Origin of the sequence: Sulfitobacter sp. M22, from assembly GCF_021736025.1 — a bacterium.
GTDB lineage: Bacteria > Pseudomonadota > Alphaproteobacteria > Rhodobacterales > Rhodobacteraceae > Sulfitobacter > Sulfitobacter litoralis.
The window spans coordinates 1,442,379-1,463,551 of sequence record NZ_WMEC01000001.1 but is presented as its reverse complement, the minus strand read 5'-3'; the positions used below and the strand labels follow the sequence as shown (position 1 = coordinate 1,463,551).

Genomic DNA, 21,173 nt, shown 5'->3' with positions numbered 1-21,173 from the left:
CAACCGAAAAAGAGAGACCTATGCAAACGCAACCCAAAGCAAGCCATTTCATCAACGGCGAATACGTCGAAGACACCAATGGCACCCCGATCGAGGTGATCTATCCGGCCACCGGCGAAGTGATCGCGACCGTCTACGCTGCCACGCCTGAAATCGTGGACAAGGCTATCACCGCCGCGCGTGATGCGCAGGCTGGTTGGGCGGCGATGACCGGCACCGAACGGGGCCGTATCCTGCGCCGCGCCGCCGACATCATGCGCGAGCGTAACCACGATCTGTCGATCCTCGAAACCTATGACACCGGCAAACCCTATCAGGAAACCTCTGTCGCGGATGCGACCAGTGGTGCCGACGCGCTGGAATATTTCGGCGGGCTGGCCGCATCGCTGACGGGCGAACATATCCAGCTGGGGGAAGACTGGGTCTATACCCGACGCGAACCTCTGGGGGTCTGTGTCGGCATCGGCGCGTGGAACTATCCGACGCAAATCGCATGCTGGAAAGGCGCACCGGCGCTGGCCTGTGGCAACTCGATCATCTTCAAACCGTCCGAGACGACGCCGCTTTGCGCGCTGAAAGTCGCGGAAATTCTGGTAGAGGCAGGGCTGCCCGCCGGTCTTTATAACGTTGTGCAGGGCATGGGCGAAGTGGGGGCCTCCCTCGTGACCGACCCGCGCGTCGACAAAGTATCGCTGACCGGCTCTGTGCCCACGGGCCGCAAGGTCTATGCCGCCGCTGCCGAAGGCATCAAGCACGTCACGATGGAACTGGGCGGCAAGTCCCCGATGATCGTGTTCGAAGATGCCGATATCGAAAACGCCATCAGCGGCGCGATCCTGGGTAACTTCTACAGCTCAGGTCAGATCTGTTCGAACGGTACCCGCGTCTTTGTGCACCGCGACATCAAGGAAGCTTTCCTCAAGCGGTTGGCGGAACGTCTGGAAAACGCTGTGATTGGCGACCCAATGGACCCCAACACCAGCTTTGGCCCGATGGTATCAAAGCGCCAGATGGAGATCGCGCTTGGCTATGTCGAAAAGGGCAAGGCCGAAGGTGCGCGTCTGGTTTATGGCGGGGCGGCGATTGACCGCGATGGCTTCTACATGCAGCCCACCGTCTTTGCCGATGTGACCGACGACATGTCCATCGCGCGCGAAGAGATTTTCGGGCCGGTCATGTCGGTGCTGGATTTCGAGACCGAGGAAGAGGTCATGGCCCGCGCCAATGCGACCGAATTCGGTCTGGCCGCCGGTGTGTTCACCAAAGACCTGTCCCGCGCGCACCGCGTCGCGGCGGGGTTCGAGGCGGGCACCTGCTATATCAACACCTATAACGATGCGCCGGTCGAAGCGCCGTTTGGCGGCATGAAAAACTCCGGTGTGGGGCGGGAAAACTCCAAGGCGGCGATTGATCACTATAGCCAGTTGAAAACCGTCTACGTGCGCATGGGCGATATGGAAGCGCCTTTCTAAGGCGCAGGGAAAGGTGCTGCGAGGTGCCTTTGGGATCGGTCTGATCCTCAAGGTTCCTTGTAAATGTTGGGATGCAAGTCATGAGCGCATCAAGGACAAGCCGCGCCAGATGCGCGGCGGCCTAGGGCCGCCTTGACCCGCCCGAGACATACGGAAGAAAGGCGATAAGATGGAAGCTGAATTTATTATCGTAGGGGCGGGCAGCGCGGGCTGTGCGATGGCGTATCGTTTGGCGACGGCGGGGCGCAAGGTTCTGGTCATTGAACATGGCGGCAGCGATGCGGGGCCGTTCATCCAGATGCCTGCGGCGCTGTCCTACCCGATGAATATGAAAACCTACGACTGGGGGTTCCAGTCCGAACCCGAACCTCATCTGGATAACCGCCGTCTGGCGACCCCGCGCGGCAAGGTGATCGGTGGATCGTCGTCGATCAACGGGATGGTCTATGTGCGCGGGCACGCGATGGACTATGATCATTGGGCCGAACAGGGCGCCGATGGTTGGGGCTATGCCGATGTGCTGCCCTACTTCAAACGTATGGAAAGCTGGCACGATGGCGGCCACGGGGGCGACCCCGAATGGCGCGGCACAGACGGCCCATTGCATGTCAGCCGTGGCCCGCGTGAAAATCCGCTCTTCAAAGCCTTTGTCGAGGCGGGCAAGCAAGCGGGCTATGAGGCAACCGACGACTATAACGGCGAGAAACAGGAAGGCTTCGGCCCGATGGAGCAGACGGTCTGGAAAGGCCGCCGCTGGTCCGCAGCCAACGCCTATCTGCGGCCTGCGCAAAAAACCGGCAATGTTGAATTGGTCCGCGCCTTGGCGCAGCGCATCGTGATTGAAGACGGTCGCGCTGTCGGGGTCGAGGTGCTGCGCAGTGGCAAAACCGAAATTCTGCGTGCCAGCGGTGAGGTCATCATCGCGGCGTCGTCGATCAACTCTCCTAAACTGCTGATGCTGTCGGGCATCGGCCCTGCGGCCCATTTGGCAGAGCACGGCATCGACGTGGTCGCCGACCGCGCGGGCGTCGGGCAAAACCTGCAAGACCACCTTGAACTGTATATCCAGATGGCGGCCAGCCAGCCGATCACGTTGTACAAGCACTGGAACATCTTCTCGAAGGCCGTCATCGGGGCGCAGTGGCTGTTTACAAAAACCGGCATGGGCGCGTCGAACCAGTTCGAAAGCGCGGCCTTCATCCGGTCCAAAGCGGGGATCAAATATCCGGACATCCAGTATCACTTCCTGCCGATTGCCGTGCGCTATGACGGGCAGGCGGCGGCTGAGGGGCACGGGTTTCAGGCCCATGTCGGGCCGATGCGATCCACGTCGCGCGGGTCGGTCACGCTGGCGTCCGGCGACCCAGCCGACGCGCCGAAAATCTTTTTCAATTACATGTCGCAAGACAAGGATTGGGAGGAGTTCCGCAATTGTATTCGTCTCACCCGCGAGATCTTTGCGCAGGACGCGTTCAAACCTTTCGTCAAACACGAGATCCAGCCCGGGGCTGACCTGCAAAGCGATGACGACCTTGATGCCTTTATCCGCGAACATGCCGAAAGCGCCTATCACCCCTGTGGCACCTGCCGCATGGGTCGCGCCGATGACCCGCAGGCGGTCGTCGATCCTCAGGGCCGCGTGATCGGGGTAGAGGGGCTGCGCGTCGCCGACAGCTCGATCTTTCCGCGGATTACCAACGGCAACCTCAATGCGCCGTCCATCATGGTCGGCGAGAAAATATCGGACCATGTGCTGGGGCTTGACCCGTTGGCCGCGTCAAATGACGCGCCTTGGATCCACCCCGATTGGGAAACCTCGCAGCGATAAGGCAGGCGCTATTGGGTGACAGGGACGACATGACACTGTGGTTAATGAAAATTAACCTACGTTAACATCTCCGGTTGATTAGGACGCGGAAACGTCCCAATCAGCCGGATATGAAATTAATACTTCAAACACTATTATCCGCGGCTTTTGTGGTCGCAGCCATGCAGCCGTCTGCGGCGGTCGAACCGCGTATCACCGGTGTGATCAGGGTGATTGACGGCGATACAATCGCCCTTGGCAAAACCCGCATCCGGCTGTTCGGTATCGACGCCGTCGAGGGGGATCAACCCTGCACCGCTGCGGATGGTACCGTGTTGAACTGCGGCGCTTGGGTGTCGTCCTTGGTCCACCAAAGCTATGACGGGCAACGCGCTGATTGTGTGAGGGTCGATACCGACCGCTATGGTCGGACCGTGGCACGCTGCAAAGCGCTCGGGCAGGATATGGGGCAGGCTCTGGTTGCGGCAGGGCTGGCGTTTTCCTATGCGCGCTACAGCCGTGCTTACGTCAAGACCGAAGCGGCAGCTAAACGGGCAGGGCGCGGGGTACACGCTTATGAAACACAGCGCCCTGATGTCTTTCGCAAGGCATCCAAAGCAGCGACCAAGCCCGCCGCGTCAGCGGGTCCGGGCGGTTGCGAGATCAAAGGCAACGTCAGCAGCAAGGGCACGCGAATATTCCACATGCCGGGTCAGCGCGATTATGACCGCACCGTGATCCGCACCGACAAAGGTGAACATTGGTTCTGCACCGCTGCGCAAGCACGTGCCGCAGGGTGGCGGGCGGCAAAGCGGTAAACGGTCAATCCACCTGATAGGGCAGCACGTCGCGCAGGTTCGGGTCCACCACCAGCTGACGTTCCAGCGGCGGCACCGACCGTTGATGGCAATGTTTACGTTCGCAGATGCGGCAGGATATGCCGATGGGCTCAAACGCAGAGGCGCGGGTGGTGTCCATCCCGTCGGCATAGACCAGCGCGGGCGCGTGGCGGACCTCGCACCCCAGCGAAATCGCATAGCGTCGCACCGGCGCGCCAAACCGCCCCGCCGGTTTCGATATGTCGCGCGCGAGCGAGATATAGCGCACCCCATCCGGCGTCTCGGCCAGCTGGCGCAAGAAACGGCCCGGCGTTTCGAACGCGCTGTGCACGTTCCATAGGGGGCAAGCTCCGCCAAAACGCGCGAATTGCAGCCGCGTCGCCGAATGGCGTTTGGTGATCGTGCCAGCTTGATCCACGCGCACAAAGAAGAACGGAATGCCCTTTGATCCGGGGCGTTGCAGCGTCGACAGCCGGTGCGCCACCTGTTCGATCGAGGCTCCGAATTGCGTCGCAAGGACCTCAAGATCATGACGGCAGCTTTGAGCGTGTTCCAGAAAGCGGCCATAGGGCATCAATGCGGCCCCGGCAAAATAGTTCGCCAACCCCATCTTCGCGATGTCACGGGCAGCAGGGCTGTTGAAGCGGGCGAAATCCAGTGTCGCTTCAAGCAGGTCGTTCTGCCGCACGAGCGCGACTTGCAGCAACATCTGGAAGGTTTGCGTTGCCTGCGAGGCGCGGGCAGAGACATGCAGCACGCCGCTGGCCGGATCATAGCGGCGCAGGGCGTCCGTCTCGTCGAACGCGACCGTGATCCCGGCGGCGGATAGGGCGGCTTTGGTGGTGTCGCGCAGGCTTTGGCCGCTGCCGGTATCGCGGGCGAAATATTCGGCGGCACGGTCCACCGCATCAATGTAGTTGTCGCAATAATGGAAGAAATCGCGCACCTCTTCCCATGGGCTGGGGGACGGGCGGGCATCCTCGCGGCCCAAGGCTTCGTCCAGATAGGCCAGACGTTCCTGTGTCTGTCGGTGGCTTTGATGCAGCTTGATGAACGCCCGCGCCAGCCCCGGCGCATTAGAAGCCGCCAGCTGCACATCCGCCAACGGGAGCACATCGCCTTCAAATACAGGGTCCGACAGCACTTCGCGCATGTCACTGACCAGCCGTGCGCTGTCGCCGCTCGACAGTTCGGTCACGTCCATCCCAAACTCCGACGCCAACGCCAACACGACAGTGGTGCTGACCGGACGGTTATTATTCTCCATCTGGTTCAAGTACGGGAGAGACACGCCAAGCCGCGCGGCGAATTCCTTTTGGGTGTGCGCCAGTTTGGTGCGCAGCTCGCGTAGTTTTGCGCCAGCGTAAAGCTTTTGGATCGCCATCAGGAGAGGGGCCTTTGCAAAGTTTGCGTTATACCAACCGTATCTTTGCAAACTTACCGCGGCAAGGTTTGTCAGGTGATGCCAAGCGCCCGTTCACGGCGAATCACGACCAGTATCGACGCCACGCCTGCGACGGCTGTGGCCAGCATGATCCAAAGCAGCGGGTAGGCACCTGTCTCTTCGCTCAGCAAGGCACCGGCCAGAATGCTCAGCCCTGCACCGCCGCCGATCATGATCGCCCCGCCAAGCCCCGATGCCGTGCCCGCCAGATGCGGACGCACCGACAAAAGGCCCGCCGTCGCGTTGGGGATGCACAGCCCGTTGCCAAGCCCGACCAGCGTCATCATCCCAAAGAACGACAGCGGCGAGCCATAGCCCAGCAAGAAGATCAACATAGAGACAGAGCCACCAACAGCATTGGCCAGACAGCCCCACAGCACCAGCGTGTTCACACCGACGACCGTTGCTTGGCGGGCCGTGATGAAATTGCCAAGGAAATAGCCCACGGCGGGCGCCCCGAAATAAAGGCCAAGCTCTGCCGGTTCCATGCCGAAGACCACGCTGCCGACAAAGGGCGCACCGCCCAGATAAGCAAAGAACGCGCCCGAGCAGCAGGCCGCTGCCATCGAATACCCCCAGAACCGCGGCGAGCCGAGCAGTTCAGGGTATTCGGCAAATTGTTGGGCCAGTGTGCGGCCCGATGCGACATGGGTTTCGCCAAGATCGAACCATGTAATCGCCAGCACCAGTCCGCCGATCCAGAACATTGCCCAGAAGGTTGCCTGCCAGCCAAACGACTGTTCCAGCAACCCGCCCACAGCAGGCGAGATCATCGGCACCAGCGCCATGCCCATCGTGACATAGCCAATCATCGACGCGGCTTTGTCTTGGGCGAACATGTCGCGCACCACGGCACGGCTGAGCACCATCGATACGGCCACGATCGCCTGAACGCATCGGAACGCGAGAAACACGGCCGTCGTGGGCGCGTAGATGCACCCGACCGTCGCGACCATATATATCACAAGCCCCCACAGCAGCACATTACGCCGCCCCAGATTGTCAGAAACGGGCCCGATAATGACCTGCAATACCGCGCTGCACAGCAGATAAAGCGGGACCGACAGCTGCATGACCGAATAGTCGGCGTCAAAATATTCAGCCATAGCGGGAAGGCTTGGCAAAAACATGTTCATCGCCAACGCGCCAATCCCCGACAAAAGGATTAACGTCGAAATATGCGGGGGAGAGGTTTTATCCAGAAAACGGACGGGGTTATCCTTGGCCATATCATATAAGTATGCCTGCGGTTGAACCTTGTCTATCCAGAACCATACGGTAACCGAACAATTTGCAATTTTCCAATTAGCAAATAACCAAGTGTATATTATTTGCAAATTTGCAAAAATGGGCTTTGGTTCGCGCGGACCTGACGCTAGCATACCGGAAATCTTATAGAGGTGCGTGATGAAAGATATTCTGGAACAGCTTGAAACCCGCCGCGACGACGCTCGATTGGGCGGCGGGCAAAAGCGTATCGACGCGCAGCACGCCCGTGGCAAGCTGACCGCCCGCGAGCGGATCGACCTGTTGCTTGATGAAGGGTCGTTCGAAGAATTCGATATGTTCGTCACACACCGCTGCACCGATTTCGGGATGGAACAGCAAAAACCCGCAGGCGACGGCGTTGTCACAGGCTGGGGCACCATCAACGGTCGTCTGGTCTATGTGTTCAGTCAGGATTTCACCGTTTTCGGCGGATCGCTGTCGCAGACCCACGCGCAGAAGATTTGCAAAATTCAGGACATGGCGATCCAGAATGGTGCGCCGGTTATCGGTATTAACGATTCCGGTGGTGCGCGTATTCAGGAAGGTGTCGACAGCCTTGCCGGTTATGCCGAAGTGTTCCAGCGCAATATCGAAGCCTCGGGCGTGATCCCGCAGATCAGCGTGATCATGGGGCCGTGCGCGGGCGGGGCGGTCTATTCGCCTGCGATGACCGATTTTATCTTCATGGTCAAAGATACCTCTTACATGTTTGTGACCGGCCCTGATGTGGTGAAAACCGTGACCAACGAACAGGTCACCGCAGAAGAGCTGGGCGGCGCGTCCACGCACACGCGCAAATCCTCTGTCGCGGATGGCGCGTTCGAAAATGACGTCGAAGCGCTGGCCGAAGTCCGTCGTCTGGTCGATTTCCTGCCCGCGAATAACCGCGACATGCCACCCGTCCGCCCGTTCTTTGATGAACCTGACCGGATCGAGGCGTCGCTGGATACATTGGTGCCGAGCAACGCCAACACGCCCTATGACATGAAAGAGCTGATCCACAAGCTCGCGGATGAAGGCGACTTTTACGAAATTCAGGAAGACTTCGCCAAGAATATCCTGACCGGCTTTATCCGGATCGAAGGGCGCACTGTGGGCGTCGTCGCGAACCAGCCGATGGTGCTGGCGGGGTGTCTTGATATTGACAGCTCGCGCAAGGCCGCGCGGTTTGTGCGGTTCTGTGATGCCTTCGAGATTCCGATCCTGACGTTGGTCGACGTGCCCGGCTTCCTGCCCGGTACGGGGCAGGAATACGGCGGTGTGATCAAACACGGCGCAAAATTGCTGTTCGCTTACGGCGAGGCAACAGTGCCGATGGTGACGGTTATCACCCGCAAAGCCTATGGCGGGGCCTATGACGTGATGGCGTCCAAGCACCTGCGGTCGGACTTTAACTATGCGTGGCCCACAGCCGAGATCGCTGTGATGGGGGCCAAGGGCGCGACAGAGATCATCCACCGTGCCGATCTGAATGATCCCGAAAAGATCGCCCGCCACACCGCCGATTACGAAGAGCGTTTCGCAAACCCGTTTGTCGCGGCAGAACGCGGCTTTATCGACGAAGTGATCCAGCCACGCATGACCCGCAAGCGGATTGCCCGCGCCTTTGCCTCGCTGCGCAACAAGAAAGCCGCGATGCCTTGGAAGAAGCACAACAACATCCCGCTTTAACGTCGTTTAACGCGCATCCCTCGCGGTGCCCCGACAGGTGCCCCGAGGGGCAGGAGACCTCTTTGCGTGACAGTTCGCCCCGCCCTTTATCAGCTTAGCTGCACGGACCGCCCCCTTCGGGCGTCGGCGGTGACGTGGCTTGCTGCATCGGTGTTGCTTGCCGCGACGTCCGCAGGTGTCGTCGCGGCAAGCGCGGTCGATATGCCGTCGGGGCAAAGCCTGGAACTGCAAGAGGTTCTGGTTGATCAGGTGGCGACCGAAACATGGCTGCGCTTCCGTTTCGTCGCACCCTATATCGCGCGTGATACAGGCGCTGTGGACTTTGCGCAGGTAGGGGCCGATATGACCTATCTGTGCGACGCGCTGGCCATTCCCTATATGGCGCAACACGCGCTGAACGGAGAGGTCATTGTGATCTCTTTGGCTGATCGCGTCACGGAATTCGGGGTATCAGACCCCGAGGCCACACAGTTTTTCGAGGCGTTTCGCCTGAGCAACGACACCTGTATCTGGGAGGGTCTTTGATGCACCCACAACATCTTGCGAGCGCTGCGGTACCAGCGCACCGAACTGCGACTTTGGCGTCACATTTGGGCGGATTGGAAACCACACCGTATCCAACCGCTTTGAACTGCGATAATGTCGCGGCGGGGAATACCGATGTATTGCCCACTTTAAAACCGGGGTCTGATTGGCATGAGGCAGTGCCGGGCCCTTTAAACAGTGACAGGAGACTTAGATGTCCAAGAGCATCACAATGCTGGCCGCATTCGGCCTTATCGCAGCCGTTTCGGCATGCGCACCCAAGCAGCAAGAAGAATATGTCGTGGTCGCACCCGAGCCCATCTCGGTTGAGCCCGTGTACACAGGCAAGTACAAGTAAGACTTGCTGGGGGCAGGCGTCTGCGCCTGTCTCCATTCCCTCTGCGGCAATTAACGCAGGGGTTTCACCGCGCATTTCCCCTGTCGTCTGGGGGGCATCATGCTGAAGCATCGCGGTTTCCCGGGGCGTATGCCCGGTTCAGACTATCAATTCGTCATTCGTCGCGCCAACCCGCGCGGGATCACACCGTTGACCCGTCGCGAACGCCGGTCTGATCGCAAGGCGGCGGACCGTCGCGTTGACACCGCCTTTATGCGCGCGCTCTGGGAAGCGTTTGGCGACCAGCCGTTCGAGAGGGGCAATCTTGATGCCGGGCGTTTGTCGTGGCTGTTTGGCCGCGAAGTGGTTGCGGTCGACGATCCGTTTGATCCTGCCGACTACGAGGCGATGCTGGTCATCAACGAAGCGCTGGCCCGTGCGTCGTTCCCAGACGCCTTCGAGGATTAAACCATGCGTGTTGCCCCCATCATTCAGGCTGCTTTTCGCCATGCGCTTTGCGTATTGGGCAAGAGTACGCCCAGTTTGACGGGGGCGCACGCTCTTTTCCCGACGGCTGTGGAACCTTCTTTGAAATCATGCGTTAAGCAGTATCACATCGCGAATAACGCACGTTCAATAAAAGGTTTATACCCATGTCCATCAAAACAATTCTTCTCGCCGTTACTGCGTCCGCTGGCCTTGCCGCTTGTGGCGACACTCTGGGCGAGCAAGCGCTTGGCGGTGGTGTCGTGGGCGCTGGTGCCGCAGCGGTTACAGGCGGTAGCCTTGCACAAGGTGCAGCCATCGGTGCCGGCGCAAACGTACTGGCCTGCCAGTCCGGCGCAGTACGCTGCCAATAATCTGACATCTGCTGCGGCCACGCGCCGCGGTAGCAGTATTGCTCAAGATTTTGCCCCGCTCAGCCTCGTGCTGATGCGGGGTTTTTCCGTTCACTCAAGACCAAAAGGGACAGTCGATGTTCAATAAGATCCTGATCGCCAACCGCGGCGAGATTGCCTGCCGCGTTATCAAGACCGCCAAGAAGATGGGCATTGAAACCGTCGCTGTCTATTCAGACGCGGATGCGCAGGCGTTGCACGTCCAGATGGCCGACGAGGCGATCCACATCGGCCCTCCCGCTGCGAACCAATCCTATATCGTGATCGACAAGATCATGGAGGCGGTCAAGAAATCGGGCGCCCAGGCTGTGCATCCGGGCTATGGCTTTTTGTCCGAGAACTCCAAGTTTGCCGAAGCGCTTGCCGCTGCGGGCGTCGCCTTTGTCGGCCCGCCCGTCGGCGCGATCGAAAAGATGGGTGACAAAATCACCTCCAAGAAAATCGCTCAAGAGGCGGGCGTTTCCACCGTCCCCGGTTACATGGGCTTGATCGCCGACGCTGACGAAGCGGTTAAAATCTCGAACGAGGTCGGCTATCCGGTGATGCTCAAGGCGTCAGCGGGCGGCGGCGGCAAGGGGATGCGTATCGCGTGGAACGACGAAGAGGCCCGCGAGGGGTTCCAGTCGTCCAAGAACGAGGCCGCCAACAGCTTTGGCGACGACCGTATCTTTATCGAGAAATTCGTCACCCAGCCGCGCCACATCGAGATACAGGTCCTGTGCGACAGCCACGGCAACGGCATCTATCTGGGCGAACGTGAATGTTCGATCCAGCGCCGCAACCAGAAGGTCGTTGAAGAGGCCCCGTCGCCCTTCCTGGACGAAGCCACCCGCAAAGCCATGGGCGAGCAATCCGTCGCCTTGGCGCAGGCCGTGGGCTATACCTCTGCCGGTACGGTCGAATTCATCGTGGACGGCGACAAGAATTTCTACTTCCTTGAAATGAACACACGTCTTCAGGTGGAACACCCCGTGACCGAACTGATTACGGGCGTTGATCTGGTTGAACAGATGATCCGCGTCGCCAATGGTGAAAAGCTGACGATCACCCAAGACGACGTCAAGCTGACCGGCTGGGCCATTGAAAACCGTTTGTATGCCGAAGACCCTTACCGCGGCTTCCTACCCTCGATCGGACGTCTGACGCGCTACCGTCCTCCGATGGAGATCGCGGCAGGCCCGTTGCTTGACAACGATAAATGGCAAGGCGACGCGCCATCGGGCGACATGGCCGTGCGCAATGATACCGGCGTCTATGAGGGCGGCGAGATTTCGATGTATTACGATCCGATGATCGCCAAGCTGTGCACATGGGCACCGACACGGGCCGAGGCGATTGAACGGATGCGCGTGGCGCTCGACAGCTTCGAGGTCGAAGGCATCGGGCACAATCTGCCGTTCCTGTCCGCCGTGATGGATCACCCGATTTTTGTCGAAGGGAATATGACCACCGCCTTCATCGAAGAGCAGTATCCGGACGGGTTTGACGGGGTAGACCTGCCCGAAGCAGACCTGCGTCGCATTGCTGCCGCCACAGCAGCCATGCACCGCGTCGGCGAGATCCGCCGGACGCGCGTGTCGGGCCGTATGGATAACCACGAACGCAAGGTCGGCACTGCATGGAATGTTGCGGTGCAAGGCCACTCGTTTGACGTGGATATCCAAGCGGACCCCAAGGGGGCGACCGTTACGTTCGACGACGGTACAGCGCTGCGCGTCGCGGGCGATTGGACGCCGGGCGACCAGCTGGCAGAAATGACCGTCGATGATACGCCACTGGTGTTCAAGGTCGGCAAGATCTCGGGCGGGTTCCGCGTCCGAGCGCGTGGCGCGGATATGAAAGTGCATGTGCGCAGCCCCCGTCAGGCAGAACTCGCGCGTCTGATGCCTGAAAAGCTGCCGCCCGATACATCCAAGCTGCTGCTATGCCCGATGCCGGGTCTGGTGGTGAAGATCGACGTTGAGGTGGGCGACGAGGTCCAAGAAGGCCAGAACCTGTGCACCATTGAGGCGATGAAGATGGAGAACATCCTGCGCGCCGAGAAAAAGGGCAAGGTGTCCAAGATCAACGCCGCAGCGGGCGACAGCCTTGCTGTGGATGATGTCATCATCGAGTTTGAATAAACACCATGCCAGCCGTTGTGATCATGGGATACGATACGGCGCTGCGGGGGATTCCTGCGCAGCACCGCCCCATATCGTTGCGGCTGGCGTGCCTTCAGTCAAAGATTTTACCTGACTGTTCCTTCGCGTCGCGGATTTCGCGCTGCCGGATGGTCATTTTGTCGATGCTGCGGGTAATCTCGCGCACGTCCCAGGGACGGGGTTTGCGCAGCTTGATGTCGCCGTCTTTGCCGACCAGCACCAGCATAAACCCGCGTGGCCGCATCCGCAGCCGTAGCGTGCTACGTGCGGCGGGGTCTGTGTCGGTCAATACGACGACATCACGGCTCACTAGGTCTTCGGGCTGCTCGCGCAAAAGCTCCATCTGGGTCTGGTATGCGGGGTCGTCCTCACTGTCTGCAAAGACCAGAATGGGCCTTTTTTTCCAGTGGAATTCACTCAAATTTTCCATATCGGCGGGCAGGAACAAGTCGGGAACCTGTGGTTCAGAGACCGTTTCCGCCCCCGCCGAGACCGCAAACAATCCTGCAAAAACAAGGGCTATCACTGATTTCATCATTTCTCCTGTCCGTACAGATATAAGATTGCGCGACGCGATTGCGATGCACAACCCGACATCTGCGCATATTAAGCACTCTGCAACAGGTTTGCAGGCATGACTGTGGCTCAAACACTTGGTGGGCCTTTTTGGCTGACCACCTTTCAAGGATTGGGCAAGCAGATCATGGATATCCTTCTTCACGTTGGCGCACACCGGACAGGCACGACCAGTTTTCAACACTATCTGGCCGACCATTCAGAGGAGATCGCGGCGCGTGGCACCTGCGTCTGGGGGCCGCGCCAGACCCGCGGGGGGCTTTTTACCGGGCTGTTTCCTGCCTCCGGCGGCCTTGGAGCCGACCCCAATCTGGTCAACGGACGCGTTTCGCTGCTGATGGGCAAGGCCCGCGAGCTTGGTGCGGATCAACTGCTGATTTCAGACGAGAACATGATCGGGTCGGCACGTCATTCGGTGCGCAGCGCACGGCTTTTTCCTGCGATTGGCGAACGCATGGCACGGTTCGGGTCTAGCTTTGGCGGGCGCGTGACGCAGGTGGTGCTGGCCATCCGGCAAACCGACCAGTGGTGGACCTCTGCGCTGGCCTATACCGTGGGGCGCGGACATCCGGTGCCCGATGCGGATCAGCTTGACCGGATTGCCCATGATCCGCGTGGCTGGCGCGATGTCATCACCGATCTTGCCTGCGCCTTGCCCGAAGCGAAAATCACAGTCGCCCGCTATGACGACTTCGCCGGCCACCCCGACCTGCTGTTTTCGCAACTGACGGGGCGTGCTGCACCTGTCGTAAACGACGGATACTGGCTGAACCGGCGTCCGGACGTGGCTGCCTTGCACGCGCAAATGGACCCCGAAGCGGCAAAGCTGCCCAGCGATGATCTGGGCCACTGGCAACCTTTTACTCAAGACCAGACAGCGGCTTTGCGCGAAACCTATGCGGACGATCTGTTCTGGCTGACCGCCGGTGCCGATGGTCTTGCGACCCTGACAGAGAACTCAACCGCCACAAGAGCCAGCACAAGCTGGCCGGAAGGCGACAGAAGAAAAGGACACCACCATGACAGCGGACAAAGAAAACTGGCGCAATCTGGCTGCGGCGGAATTGCGGGGGCGTAGCCTGGATGATCTGACGTGGAACACGCTGGAAGGCATCGATGTCAAACCGCTTTATACGGCCGAAGACACCGAAGGGCTGGATCACCTCGGGGGCATCCCCGGCGAAGCGCCCTTTACGCGTGGCGTCAAGGCGACCATGTACGCTGGCCGTCCCTGGACCATCCGTCAATATGCAGGCTTCTCGACGGCTGAGGAATCGAACGCCTTTTACCGCCGTGCACTGGCAGCAGGGCAGCAAGGTGTCTCGGTCGCGTTCGATCTGGCCACCCACCGCGGCTATGACAGCGACCATCCCCGCGTAGAAGGGGACGTGGGCAAGGCGGGCGTTGCGATCGACAGCGTCGAGGACATGAAGATCCTGTTCGACGGTATCCCGCTGGACAAAGTATCGGTGTCGATGACGATGAACGGCGCCGTGATCCCGATTTTGGCGAATTTCATCGTCGCGGGCGAAGAACAGGGGCACGATAAATCCATGCTGTCGGGCACCATTCAGAACGACATTCTGAAGGAATTCATGGTCCGCAACACCTATATCTACCCGCCTGAACCCTCGATGCGGATCATTGGCGACATCATCGAATACACGTCGGACCATATGCCGAAATTCAATTCGATCTCGATCTCGGGCTACCACATGCAAGAGGCGGGCGCGAACCTTGTGCAGGAACTGGCCTTTACCCTTGCCGATGGCCGCGAATATGTGCGCACCGCCATTGCCGCAGGCATGGATGTCGACCGTTTTGCGCCGCGGTTGAGCTTCTTTTTCTGCATCGGCATGAACTTCTTCATGGAGGCAGCAAAGCTGCGCGCGGCGCGCCTGCTGTGGTCGCGGATTATGGATGAATTCAAACCGCAGAACCCCAAATCCTCTATGCTGCGAACCCACTGTCAGACCTCGGGCGTCAGCCTTCAGGAACAAGACCCCTATAACAACGTGGTCCGCACGGCGTATGAAGCCATGAGCGCAGTGCTTGGCGGCACGCAGTCGCTGCACACCAATGCGCTGGACGAGGCGATTGCGCTGCCCACGGATTTCTCGTCGCGCATCGCCCGCAACACGCAGTTGATTTTGCAAGAAGAAACCGGCGTCACCAATGTCGTGGACCCCTTGGCGGGCAGCTACTACGTCGAAAAGCTGACCGCCGATCTGGCAGACGCCGCTTGGAAGCTGATCGAGGAAGTCGAAGAGCTGGGTGGTATGACCAAAGCCGTCGCCTCCGGCATGCCAAAACTGCGCATCGAAGAGGCCGCCGCCACCCGTCAGGCCAAGATCGACCGCGGGACCGAGGTGATCGTCGGCGTGAACAAATACCGCCGCGAGGTCGAGGATGAGATCGACATTCTCGATGTGGACAACGTCAAGGTGCGCGACAGCCAGATCAAGCGTTTGGAAGCGATCCGCGGGTCTCGAGATGAAGCGGCATGTACCGCCGCGCTGGCCGAACTGACCCGTCGTGCCTCCGAGGGCGGAAACCTGTTGGAAGGGGCGGTTGAAGCTGCCCGTGCCCGCGCCACCGTAGGAGAGATCAGCATGGCGATGGAAGAAAAATTCGGGCGTCACCGCGCCGAGGTCAAAACGCTGGCCGGTGTCTATGGCGCAGCCTATGAAGGCGACAGCGGCTTTGCGGAAATTCAGAAATCCGTAGAAGACTTCGCCGAAGCCGAAGGCCGCCGCCCGCGTATGCTGGTGGTAAAAATGGGTCAGGACGGGCACGACCGCGGGGCCAAGGTGATCGCGACGGCCTTTGCCGACATCGGCTTTGACGTAGACGTAGGCCCGCTGTTCCAGACCCCTGCCGAAGCCGCACAGGACGCCGTGGACAATGACGTGCACGTCATCGGTATCTCGTCACAGGCGGCAGGCCATAAAACGCTGGCACCGCAACTGATTAAAGCGCTGAAAGAGGCAGGGGCCGAGGATATTCTGGTGATCTGCGGCGGCGTTATCCCGCAACAGGACTATAAGTTCCTTAAAGATGCGGGGGTTAAAGCGATCTTTGGACCGGGCACCAACATTCCGAACGCGGCGCAGGATATCCTGAAACTCATCCGCGCCGCGCGGGACTGAGCTGGGCGCGAGGGGGCTGTCTGCCCCCTCACACTCCCCCGAGGATTCGAACCATTTGGAAACATGAAGCATGATTGAACTGGATCACCTTGCAGTCGCAGGCGAAAGCCTTGAGGCAGCATCAGACTATGCCGCGCAGGTCCTAGGGGTCCCGTTGCAATCGGGTGGCGCGCATGCGGTATTTGGGACGCATAACCATCTGTTAGGCCTGTCAGATGCGCTTTATCTAGAGGCGATTGCTGTTGATCCCGATGCGCCACAGCCCGCCTATGCACGGTGGTTTGATCTGGATCGGTTCAACGGGCCGGCGCGTCTGTCCAACTGGATTTGCCGCTGCGATGATCTGGCGGCGGCGCTGGACGCTTTGCCAGAAGGCTATGGCGCGCCGGTACAGTTACAACGCGGTGATTTGAGCTGGCGTATGGCCGTGCCGGAAAACGGTGTCTTGCCCTATGATAATTGCGCCCCTGCTTTGATGCAGTGGGATGGGGATGCACATCCGACCCAACGGCTTGATAACTCGGGCTGTCGGCTGGTGACATTCATGGTGCAGCATCCGCAGGCAGAGGCGTTAGCGGCTGCGTTGGCACCGTTGTTGAAGGATGCGCGGGTCATGTTCGAGGTCGGAACGCCAGGGCTGTTTGCAACCTTTGATACCCCTGCGGGCAGGGGCGTGTTGGCGTGATACTGCGGACGGCGTGCGGTGACGATGGGGCTGCGGTGGCCGCACTTTGGAATAGCATGATCGCCGATACGCTGTTTACCTTTACCACGGACGTTAAAACGGCCGCCGAGGTCGCGGATCTTATCGCTGCGCGTGCAGACCAGTTTTGGGTCGCAGAGGCTGATGGGATCGTTGGGTTTGTGACTTTCGGCCCCTTTCGCTCTGGGCCGGGATACCGCGATGTGGTGGAACATTCGATCGTGCTGGACAGATCCGTGCAGGGCACCGGCGTGGGGCGCGCCCTGATGCAAACCGCTTTTGACGCCGCAGCCGCACAGGGGCGGCGCATCATGGTGGCGGCCATCAGCGGGGCCAATCCCGGTGCTATCGGGTTTCATACCGCACTCGGCTTTGACCAGGTGGGCAGGATGCCGCGCATCGGGCAGAAGAACGGCCAGCAGCTTGATCTAATTTTGATGCAGAAAATGCTGTCGGCCCACTGACTTCCCCGGCGCTGCCCCGTATGGTGGGCGTTATGTCTATTTGGTCTCGCATTACCGAAGCTTTGTCAGCGCTCACCGCCGGTGAGGGCCTGTCGGCTGTTTTCGACCGTCTGCGCACCCCGCCCGAGCGGTCGGTAGCCTTCACCATTGCCGTGATTGCCCTGGGGGCCAAGATGGCCAAGGCCGACGGACAGGTGACCCGCGACGAAGTTACCGCCTTTCGCGAGGTGTTCCAGATCGCCGAGGCCGACCAACAGGGTGCGGCGCGGGTGTTCAATCTGGCGCGTCATGATGTGGCCGGTTTCGAGGATTACGCCGCACGCATTGCGCAGATGTTTGCGGACCAGCCCGAGATGCTGCACGATCTGATCGAAGGCTTGTTCCATATTGCCATGGCCGACGGCATGTACCACCCGAATGAAGACGCGTTCTTGGTGCGGGTGGCGCAGATTTTCGCGATGGATGACAGCGACTTTGCCTCGCTTCGCGCGCGGTTTGTACCCGATACCTCGCCGTTGCCCCATGCGGTTTTGGGCATACGACCCGATGCTTCGCTTGAAGAGGGGCGCGCGGCGTGGCGCAAGCTGGTGCGCGCCAATCATCCTGACGCGCTGGTCGCCCGCGGTCTGCCACAAGAGGCTGTGGCGATGGCCGAAAAGCGCATGATCGACATCAATCGCGCATGGGAGACCTGGTCAGGCAAGGCGCGGTAATGCGGATCGCGACCTATAATGTCGAATGGTTTACCGGTTTGTTCGACGACAATGACCATCTGCTGCTGGATGACGGCTGGTCCGCCCGCCATGATATTACCCGTGCGCAGCAAGCACAGGCTTTGGGCGCTGTGTTTCGTGCCTTGGACGCCGATGCGGTGATGGTGATCGAGGCCCCCGATCAAAGCCGCAAGCGCGGGACGGTGGCTGCGCTGGAACGTTTTGCCACGCATTTCAATCTGCGCACGCGCAAGGCCCTGATCGGCTTTGCCAATGACACGCAGCAGGAAATCGCGCTGTTATTCGATCCGGACCAATTATCGGCAACCCATGCGCCCGCTGGATCGGTCGGGCAGGGGGACGCGCCGCGGTTCGACGGGACGTTGGCCATTGATCTGGATATCGACGCGCGCGAGGATCACGTGGTCTTCTCTAAGCCGCCGCTTGAGCTGGATATCGTCACCCGTGACGGGTTCGCTTTTCATATGATCGGCGCGCATCTGAAATCCAAAGCACCGCATGGGGCCAAGACGCCGCAAGATGCGCTGCGCATCGGAATCGCAAACCGGCGCAAACAACTGGCGCAGGCGGTCTGGCTGCGCCGCCGCATTGATGCGCGGTTAGACGCGGGAACCCCGTTGATGGTTCTGGGCGATCTGAACGACGGGCCCGGGCTGGACAGTTTCGAGGATCTTTTTGGGCGGTCCTCGGTAGAGATCGTGATGGGGCACCGGCAGGATCGGGCTTTGCTCGACCCACATGCAACCCGTGCGTTGGGGCAGCGGATCGGGGCGATGCCCACGACCTCGCGCTTTTGGATCGCACCCGAGAAACGCTATCTTCAGGCGCTGCTGGATTACATCATGATCAGCCCGGCCCTGACCGCGCACCACCCCCAGTGGCGCATCTGGCACCCGATGGACGATCCGGAATGCTGGGCCGATGCAGGTTTGCGCGATGCGTTAATCACGGCGTCGGATCACTTTCCAGTGACGATTGATCTGGACCTATCGACTCCCGCTTTCCTCGTGTCTGGAAATAGGGCAGTGTCTTAGGCATGAGACAGTTTCTTTTGACCACCACTTTGATTTGTCTGTCCGGTTTCGCGCTGGCACAGGAGAGTGACGACGATACCTCCGGCTTTTCGTTAATGGAACGCGGGGCCAGAAATTTCTTTGACGGCATGAAAAAAGAGATGGCCCCCACGCTGGACGGGCTTAGCGACTGGGGCCGCAAGGCCAGCCCCGCATTGCGCAATTTCGTGTCCGAAATGGGGCCCGCGCTCACCGATTTGTTGGATGAGGTCGAGGATTGGAGTGTCTATGAGCCACCTCAAAAGATGCCCAACGGCGATATCGTGATCCGTCGCAAGCCAGACCCCGCGCCCGAAGCCGAGACCCCAGAAGATACACCGCCTCCGCCCGCGATCTATCTGGACGAAGTGCCACAGATTGACCTTTGACAGTTCGATCCGGCTCTGACTCACCTTTCTATTTGCAGGTTTTAAGCTGCACCTCGGCCCCGAGCGATAGGGCGAGGGAATTCAACCGCGCTTCAGCGACTTCTCCGAACAGGGGCATCATGTCGTCGGTCAGCCACAGCTCCAGCAGCTTTTTCTTGGGGAACCAGCGCATGTGGCCGCGCTCTTCCTCGGGGTTCATCCACAGCATGGCGCCAAAGCGCATGGCCTTGCCCAGAATCTCAGCCTCGTTGCGGGTCTTTTCATCGACCATTTCATAGAGGTCTTCGAAACGGGTGTTTTCGCGCTTGTTGGAATACCGGTGCAGCAATGCCAGCCCCAGATAGATCCGTTCAGCATGCTTCAGCCCGCCCAGATTGGCGCGGGTGGCATTGTCAAAGCAGACTTCGGCGCGGTAGTCGGGGTGCGCGCGCCAGCTGACGTCGTGCAGCAGGCAGGCAGCCTTGACCAGTCGTTTGCGCTGCGGCGACGCCGATTTATAAAGCGGCAGGATGAAGTCGAACAGCGCCTTGCCGAACCCCGGCGACCGCGCGTCTTTGGCTTCGGCAAAGCGGCAGGCTTCGATCAGCGGATCACGGTCACGTAGGCGCTGCGGCATCTGTTCGTACAGCATCCCCTCGCGGATGCCGTAGCTGGAAATCGCGATATCCTTGGGTTTGAATGTCTTGACCAGCCGTGACAAAACTTCAGCGGCGAAGGGCACCAGCGCCATCCGGCTGGCCGATACGCCGCTGATTTTACGCAGTTCTTCGTGGTCGCTGGTCTGGATGTGCTTGACCGTTTCGCGCACCGATGTGGGCGTCATACGGTATTCATGCAGCACGTGCAGCGGATAGCCGCGGCGCACCATGTCGATCCGCGCAATCGCACGCCATGACCCGCCGACCAGAAACAGGCGGTCGCGCTGTGCGCCCATCTTTTCCGCCAGCCCTTCGATCACGGTCTTGATCTGGGCCTGACGCGCTTTGGCCCCGCCCTTGATGTCACGCAGTTTCAAGGGACCAAGCGCTGAGGTCACACGTTTGCCCACACGCCCGCCGGAAATCTCGGCCAGCTCCATTGAGGATCCGCCGATGTCACAGACCAACCCATAGGCACCGGGCCAGCCCAGCAGGACGCCCTGTGCGGACAACCGTGCCTCTTCTTCGCCGTCGATAACCCATATTTTCAGCCCCGTCTCGCGCTGGACTTCGTCGCAGAAATCACGTCCGTCGCTGGCGTCGCGCACCGCAGCGGTGGCCACAACAGTCAGCTCTGACAGGCCCATGCTTTGGGCCAGTTTGCTGAAACGTCGCATGGCAGAAAGCGCCCGGACCCGCCCGTCGGGGGACAGGTGGCCGGTTTCAGCCATGCCGGCCCCAAGCGCGCACATGATCTTTTCGTTATAGAAATACGCAGGCGATCGCGCGGCCCCGTCAAAGACGACCAAGCGGACAGAGTTCGACCCCACATCCACCACACCGACACGCGCCAGCGCGCGGGCGGACGGATCAAGAAACAGGGGTTTTCCGAACAAGCCTAAATCAGCGACGCCCGTTTCAGGGACGGGCGAGGGCGGAGGGGTGTCGGTTCTATCTGCCACGAACGCTCCTGCGGGGGCTTTGGTCTTGGGGGGGCAAGGTGGCCCAGCCGGGCTGCTAGGTCAATCGCTAAGACGGGCAGGCAACTGAAAAACCTCAAG

At 60.1% G+C, this 21,173-nt stretch carries 20 protein-coding genes; 16 read left to right on the top strand and 4 right to left on the bottom strand.

The window, feature by feature from the left end:
- Positions 1 to 20: 20 nt before the first annotated feature.
- The 3 genes from betB to GLP52_RS07320 all read left to right on the top strand — a co-directional run bounded on the left by betB (position 21) and on the right by GLP52_RS07320 (position 4,097).
- Positions 21 to 1,472: a betaine-aldehyde dehydrogenase gene (gene betB / locus GLP52_RS07330; protein WP_237271969.1), complete on the top strand. Its 1,452-nt coding sequence runs from the start codon at positions 21 to 23 to the stop codon at positions 1,470 to 1,472.
- Between the two features lie 169 nt (positions 1,473 to 1,641).
- A complete protein-coding gene (gene betA / locus GLP52_RS07325) occupies positions 1,642 to 3,300 on the top strand; it encodes a choline dehydrogenase (RefSeq protein ID WP_237271968.1) in 1,659 nt (552 codons plus the stop codon).
- A gap of 110 nt (positions 3,301 to 3,410) precedes the next feature.
- Entirely contained in the window at positions 3,411 to 4,097 is a 687-nt protein-coding gene (locus tag GLP52_RS07320) for a thermonuclease family protein (RefSeq protein WP_237271967.1), read from the top strand.
- Positions 4,098 to 4,101: 4 nt separating this feature from the next.
- On the opposite strand, the gene GLP52_RS07315 is transcribed toward GLP52_RS07320, so the two are convergent.
- Positions 4,102 to 5,502 carry a helix-turn-helix domain-containing protein gene (locus GLP52_RS07315; RefSeq protein ID WP_237271966.1) on the bottom strand — a complete coding sequence of 467 codons (1,401 nt, stop codon included), beginning with the start codon at positions 5,500 to 5,502 and terminating at the stop codon, positions 4,102 to 4,104.
- A gap of 71 nt (positions 5,503 to 5,573) precedes the next feature.
- Positions 5,574 to 6,791 (bottom strand): multidrug effflux MFS transporter, encoded by a 1,218-nt coding sequence (locus tag GLP52_RS07310; protein WP_237271965.1) that lies wholly within the window; start codon positions 6,789 to 6,791, stop codon positions 5,574 to 5,576.
- 178 nt (positions 6,792 to 6,969) lie between these two features.
- Here GLP52_RS07310 and GLP52_RS07305 point away from each other — a divergent pair, with 178 nt between their 5' ends.
- The 6 genes from GLP52_RS07305 to GLP52_RS07280 all read left to right on the top strand — a co-directional run bounded on the left by GLP52_RS07305 (position 6,970) and on the right by GLP52_RS07280 (position 12,386).
- Positions 6,970 to 8,502: an acyl-CoA carboxylase subunit beta gene (locus tag GLP52_RS07305; protein ID WP_093733307.1), complete on the top strand. Its 1,533-nt coding sequence runs from the start codon at positions 6,970 to 6,972 to the stop codon at positions 8,500 to 8,502.
- Positions 8,503 to 8,568: 66 nt separating this feature from the next.
- Positions 8,569 to 9,027: a DUF6497 family protein gene (locus tag GLP52_RS07300; protein WP_237271964.1), complete on the top strand. Its 459-nt coding sequence runs from the start codon at positions 8,569 to 8,571 to the stop codon at positions 9,025 to 9,027.
- Between the two features lie 214 nt (positions 9,028 to 9,241).
- Positions 9,242 to 9,385: a hypothetical protein gene (locus GLP52_RS07295; protein WP_167354535.1), complete on the top strand. Its 144-nt coding sequence runs from the start codon at positions 9,242 to 9,244 to the stop codon at positions 9,383 to 9,385.
- A 99-nt stretch (positions 9,386 to 9,484) separates the two neighbouring features.
- Positions 9,485 to 9,832 (top strand): hypothetical protein, encoded by a 348-nt coding sequence (locus GLP52_RS07290; protein ID WP_093733306.1) that lies wholly within the window; start codon positions 9,485 to 9,487, stop codon positions 9,830 to 9,832.
- A 185-nt stretch (positions 9,833 to 10,017) separates the two neighbouring features.
- Positions 10,018 to 10,224, top strand: coding sequence for a hypothetical protein (locus GLP52_RS07285; RefSeq protein WP_037943771.1), 207 nt, complete (start codon positions 10,018 to 10,020; stop codon positions 10,222 to 10,224).
- Positions 10,225 to 10,340: 116 nt separating this feature from the next.
- Complete coding sequence (locus tag GLP52_RS07280) at positions 10,341 to 12,386, top strand: acetyl-CoA carboxylase biotin carboxylase subunit (RefSeq protein ID WP_237271963.1); 2,046 nt, start codon at positions 10,341 to 10,343, stop codon at positions 12,384 to 12,386.
- 94 nt (positions 12,387 to 12,480) lie between these two features.
- Here GLP52_RS07280 and GLP52_RS07275 read toward each other — a convergent pair whose 3' ends face one another.
- Entirely contained in the window at positions 12,481 to 12,942 is a 462-nt protein-coding gene (locus GLP52_RS07275; protein ID WP_093733304.1) for a DUF4174 domain-containing protein, read from the bottom strand.
- 99 nt (positions 12,943 to 13,041) lie between these two features.
- Between GLP52_RS07275 and GLP52_RS07270 the strand changes: the two genes are divergently transcribed.
- From GLP52_RS07270 to GLP52_RS07240, 7 genes are all read left to right on the top strand, one after another.
- The gene (locus tag GLP52_RS07270) at positions 13,042 to 14,061 is read left to right on the top strand and encodes a hypothetical protein (RefSeq protein WP_237271962.1); all 1,020 of its coding nucleotides are present in this window, start codon (positions 13,042 to 13,044) and stop codon (positions 14,059 to 14,061) included.
- The gene (gene scpA, locus GLP52_RS07265; RefSeq protein ID WP_237271961.1) at positions 14,003 to 16,132 is read left to right on the top strand and encodes a methylmalonyl-CoA mutase; all 2,130 of its coding nucleotides are present in this window, start codon (positions 14,003 to 14,005) and stop codon (positions 16,130 to 16,132) included. Before GLP52_RS07270 ends, scpA begins: the two co-directional genes overlap by 59 nt.
- Before the next feature lie 70 nt (positions 16,133 to 16,202).
- Entirely contained in the window at positions 16,203 to 16,817 is a 615-nt protein-coding gene (locus GLP52_RS07260) for a VOC family protein (RefSeq protein WP_093733302.1), read from the top strand.
- A complete protein-coding gene (locus GLP52_RS07255) occupies positions 16,814 to 17,299 on the top strand; it encodes a GNAT family N-acetyltransferase (RefSeq protein ID WP_237271960.1) in 486 nt (161 codons plus the stop codon). Before GLP52_RS07260 ends, GLP52_RS07255 begins: the two co-directional genes overlap by 4 nt.
- Positions 17,300 to 17,331: 32 nt before the next feature.
- A complete protein-coding gene (locus tag GLP52_RS07250) occupies positions 17,332 to 18,012 on the top strand; it encodes a molecular chaperone DjiA (RefSeq protein WP_167354534.1) in 681 nt (226 codons plus the stop codon).
- Positions 18,012 to 19,067 (top strand): endonuclease/exonuclease/phosphatase family protein, encoded by a 1,056-nt coding sequence (locus GLP52_RS07245; protein ID WP_237271959.1) that lies wholly within the window; start codon positions 18,012 to 18,014, stop codon positions 19,065 to 19,067. Before GLP52_RS07250 ends, GLP52_RS07245 begins: the two co-directional genes overlap by 1 nt.
- Before the next feature lie 2 nt (positions 19,068 to 19,069).
- Positions 19,070 to 19,474 (top strand): hypothetical protein, encoded by a 405-nt coding sequence (locus tag GLP52_RS07240; protein ID WP_237271958.1) that lies wholly within the window; start codon positions 19,070 to 19,072, stop codon positions 19,472 to 19,474.
- A 28-nt stretch (positions 19,475 to 19,502) separates the two neighbouring features.
- Here GLP52_RS07240 and ppx read toward each other — a convergent pair whose 3' ends face one another.
- On the bottom strand, positions 19,503 to 21,074 hold the full coding sequence (gene ppx / locus GLP52_RS07235; RefSeq protein ID WP_237271957.1) for an exopolyphosphatase: 1,572 nt from the start codon (positions 21,072 to 21,074) through the stop codon (positions 19,503 to 19,505).
- Positions 21,075 to 21,173: the final 99 nt, after the last annotated feature.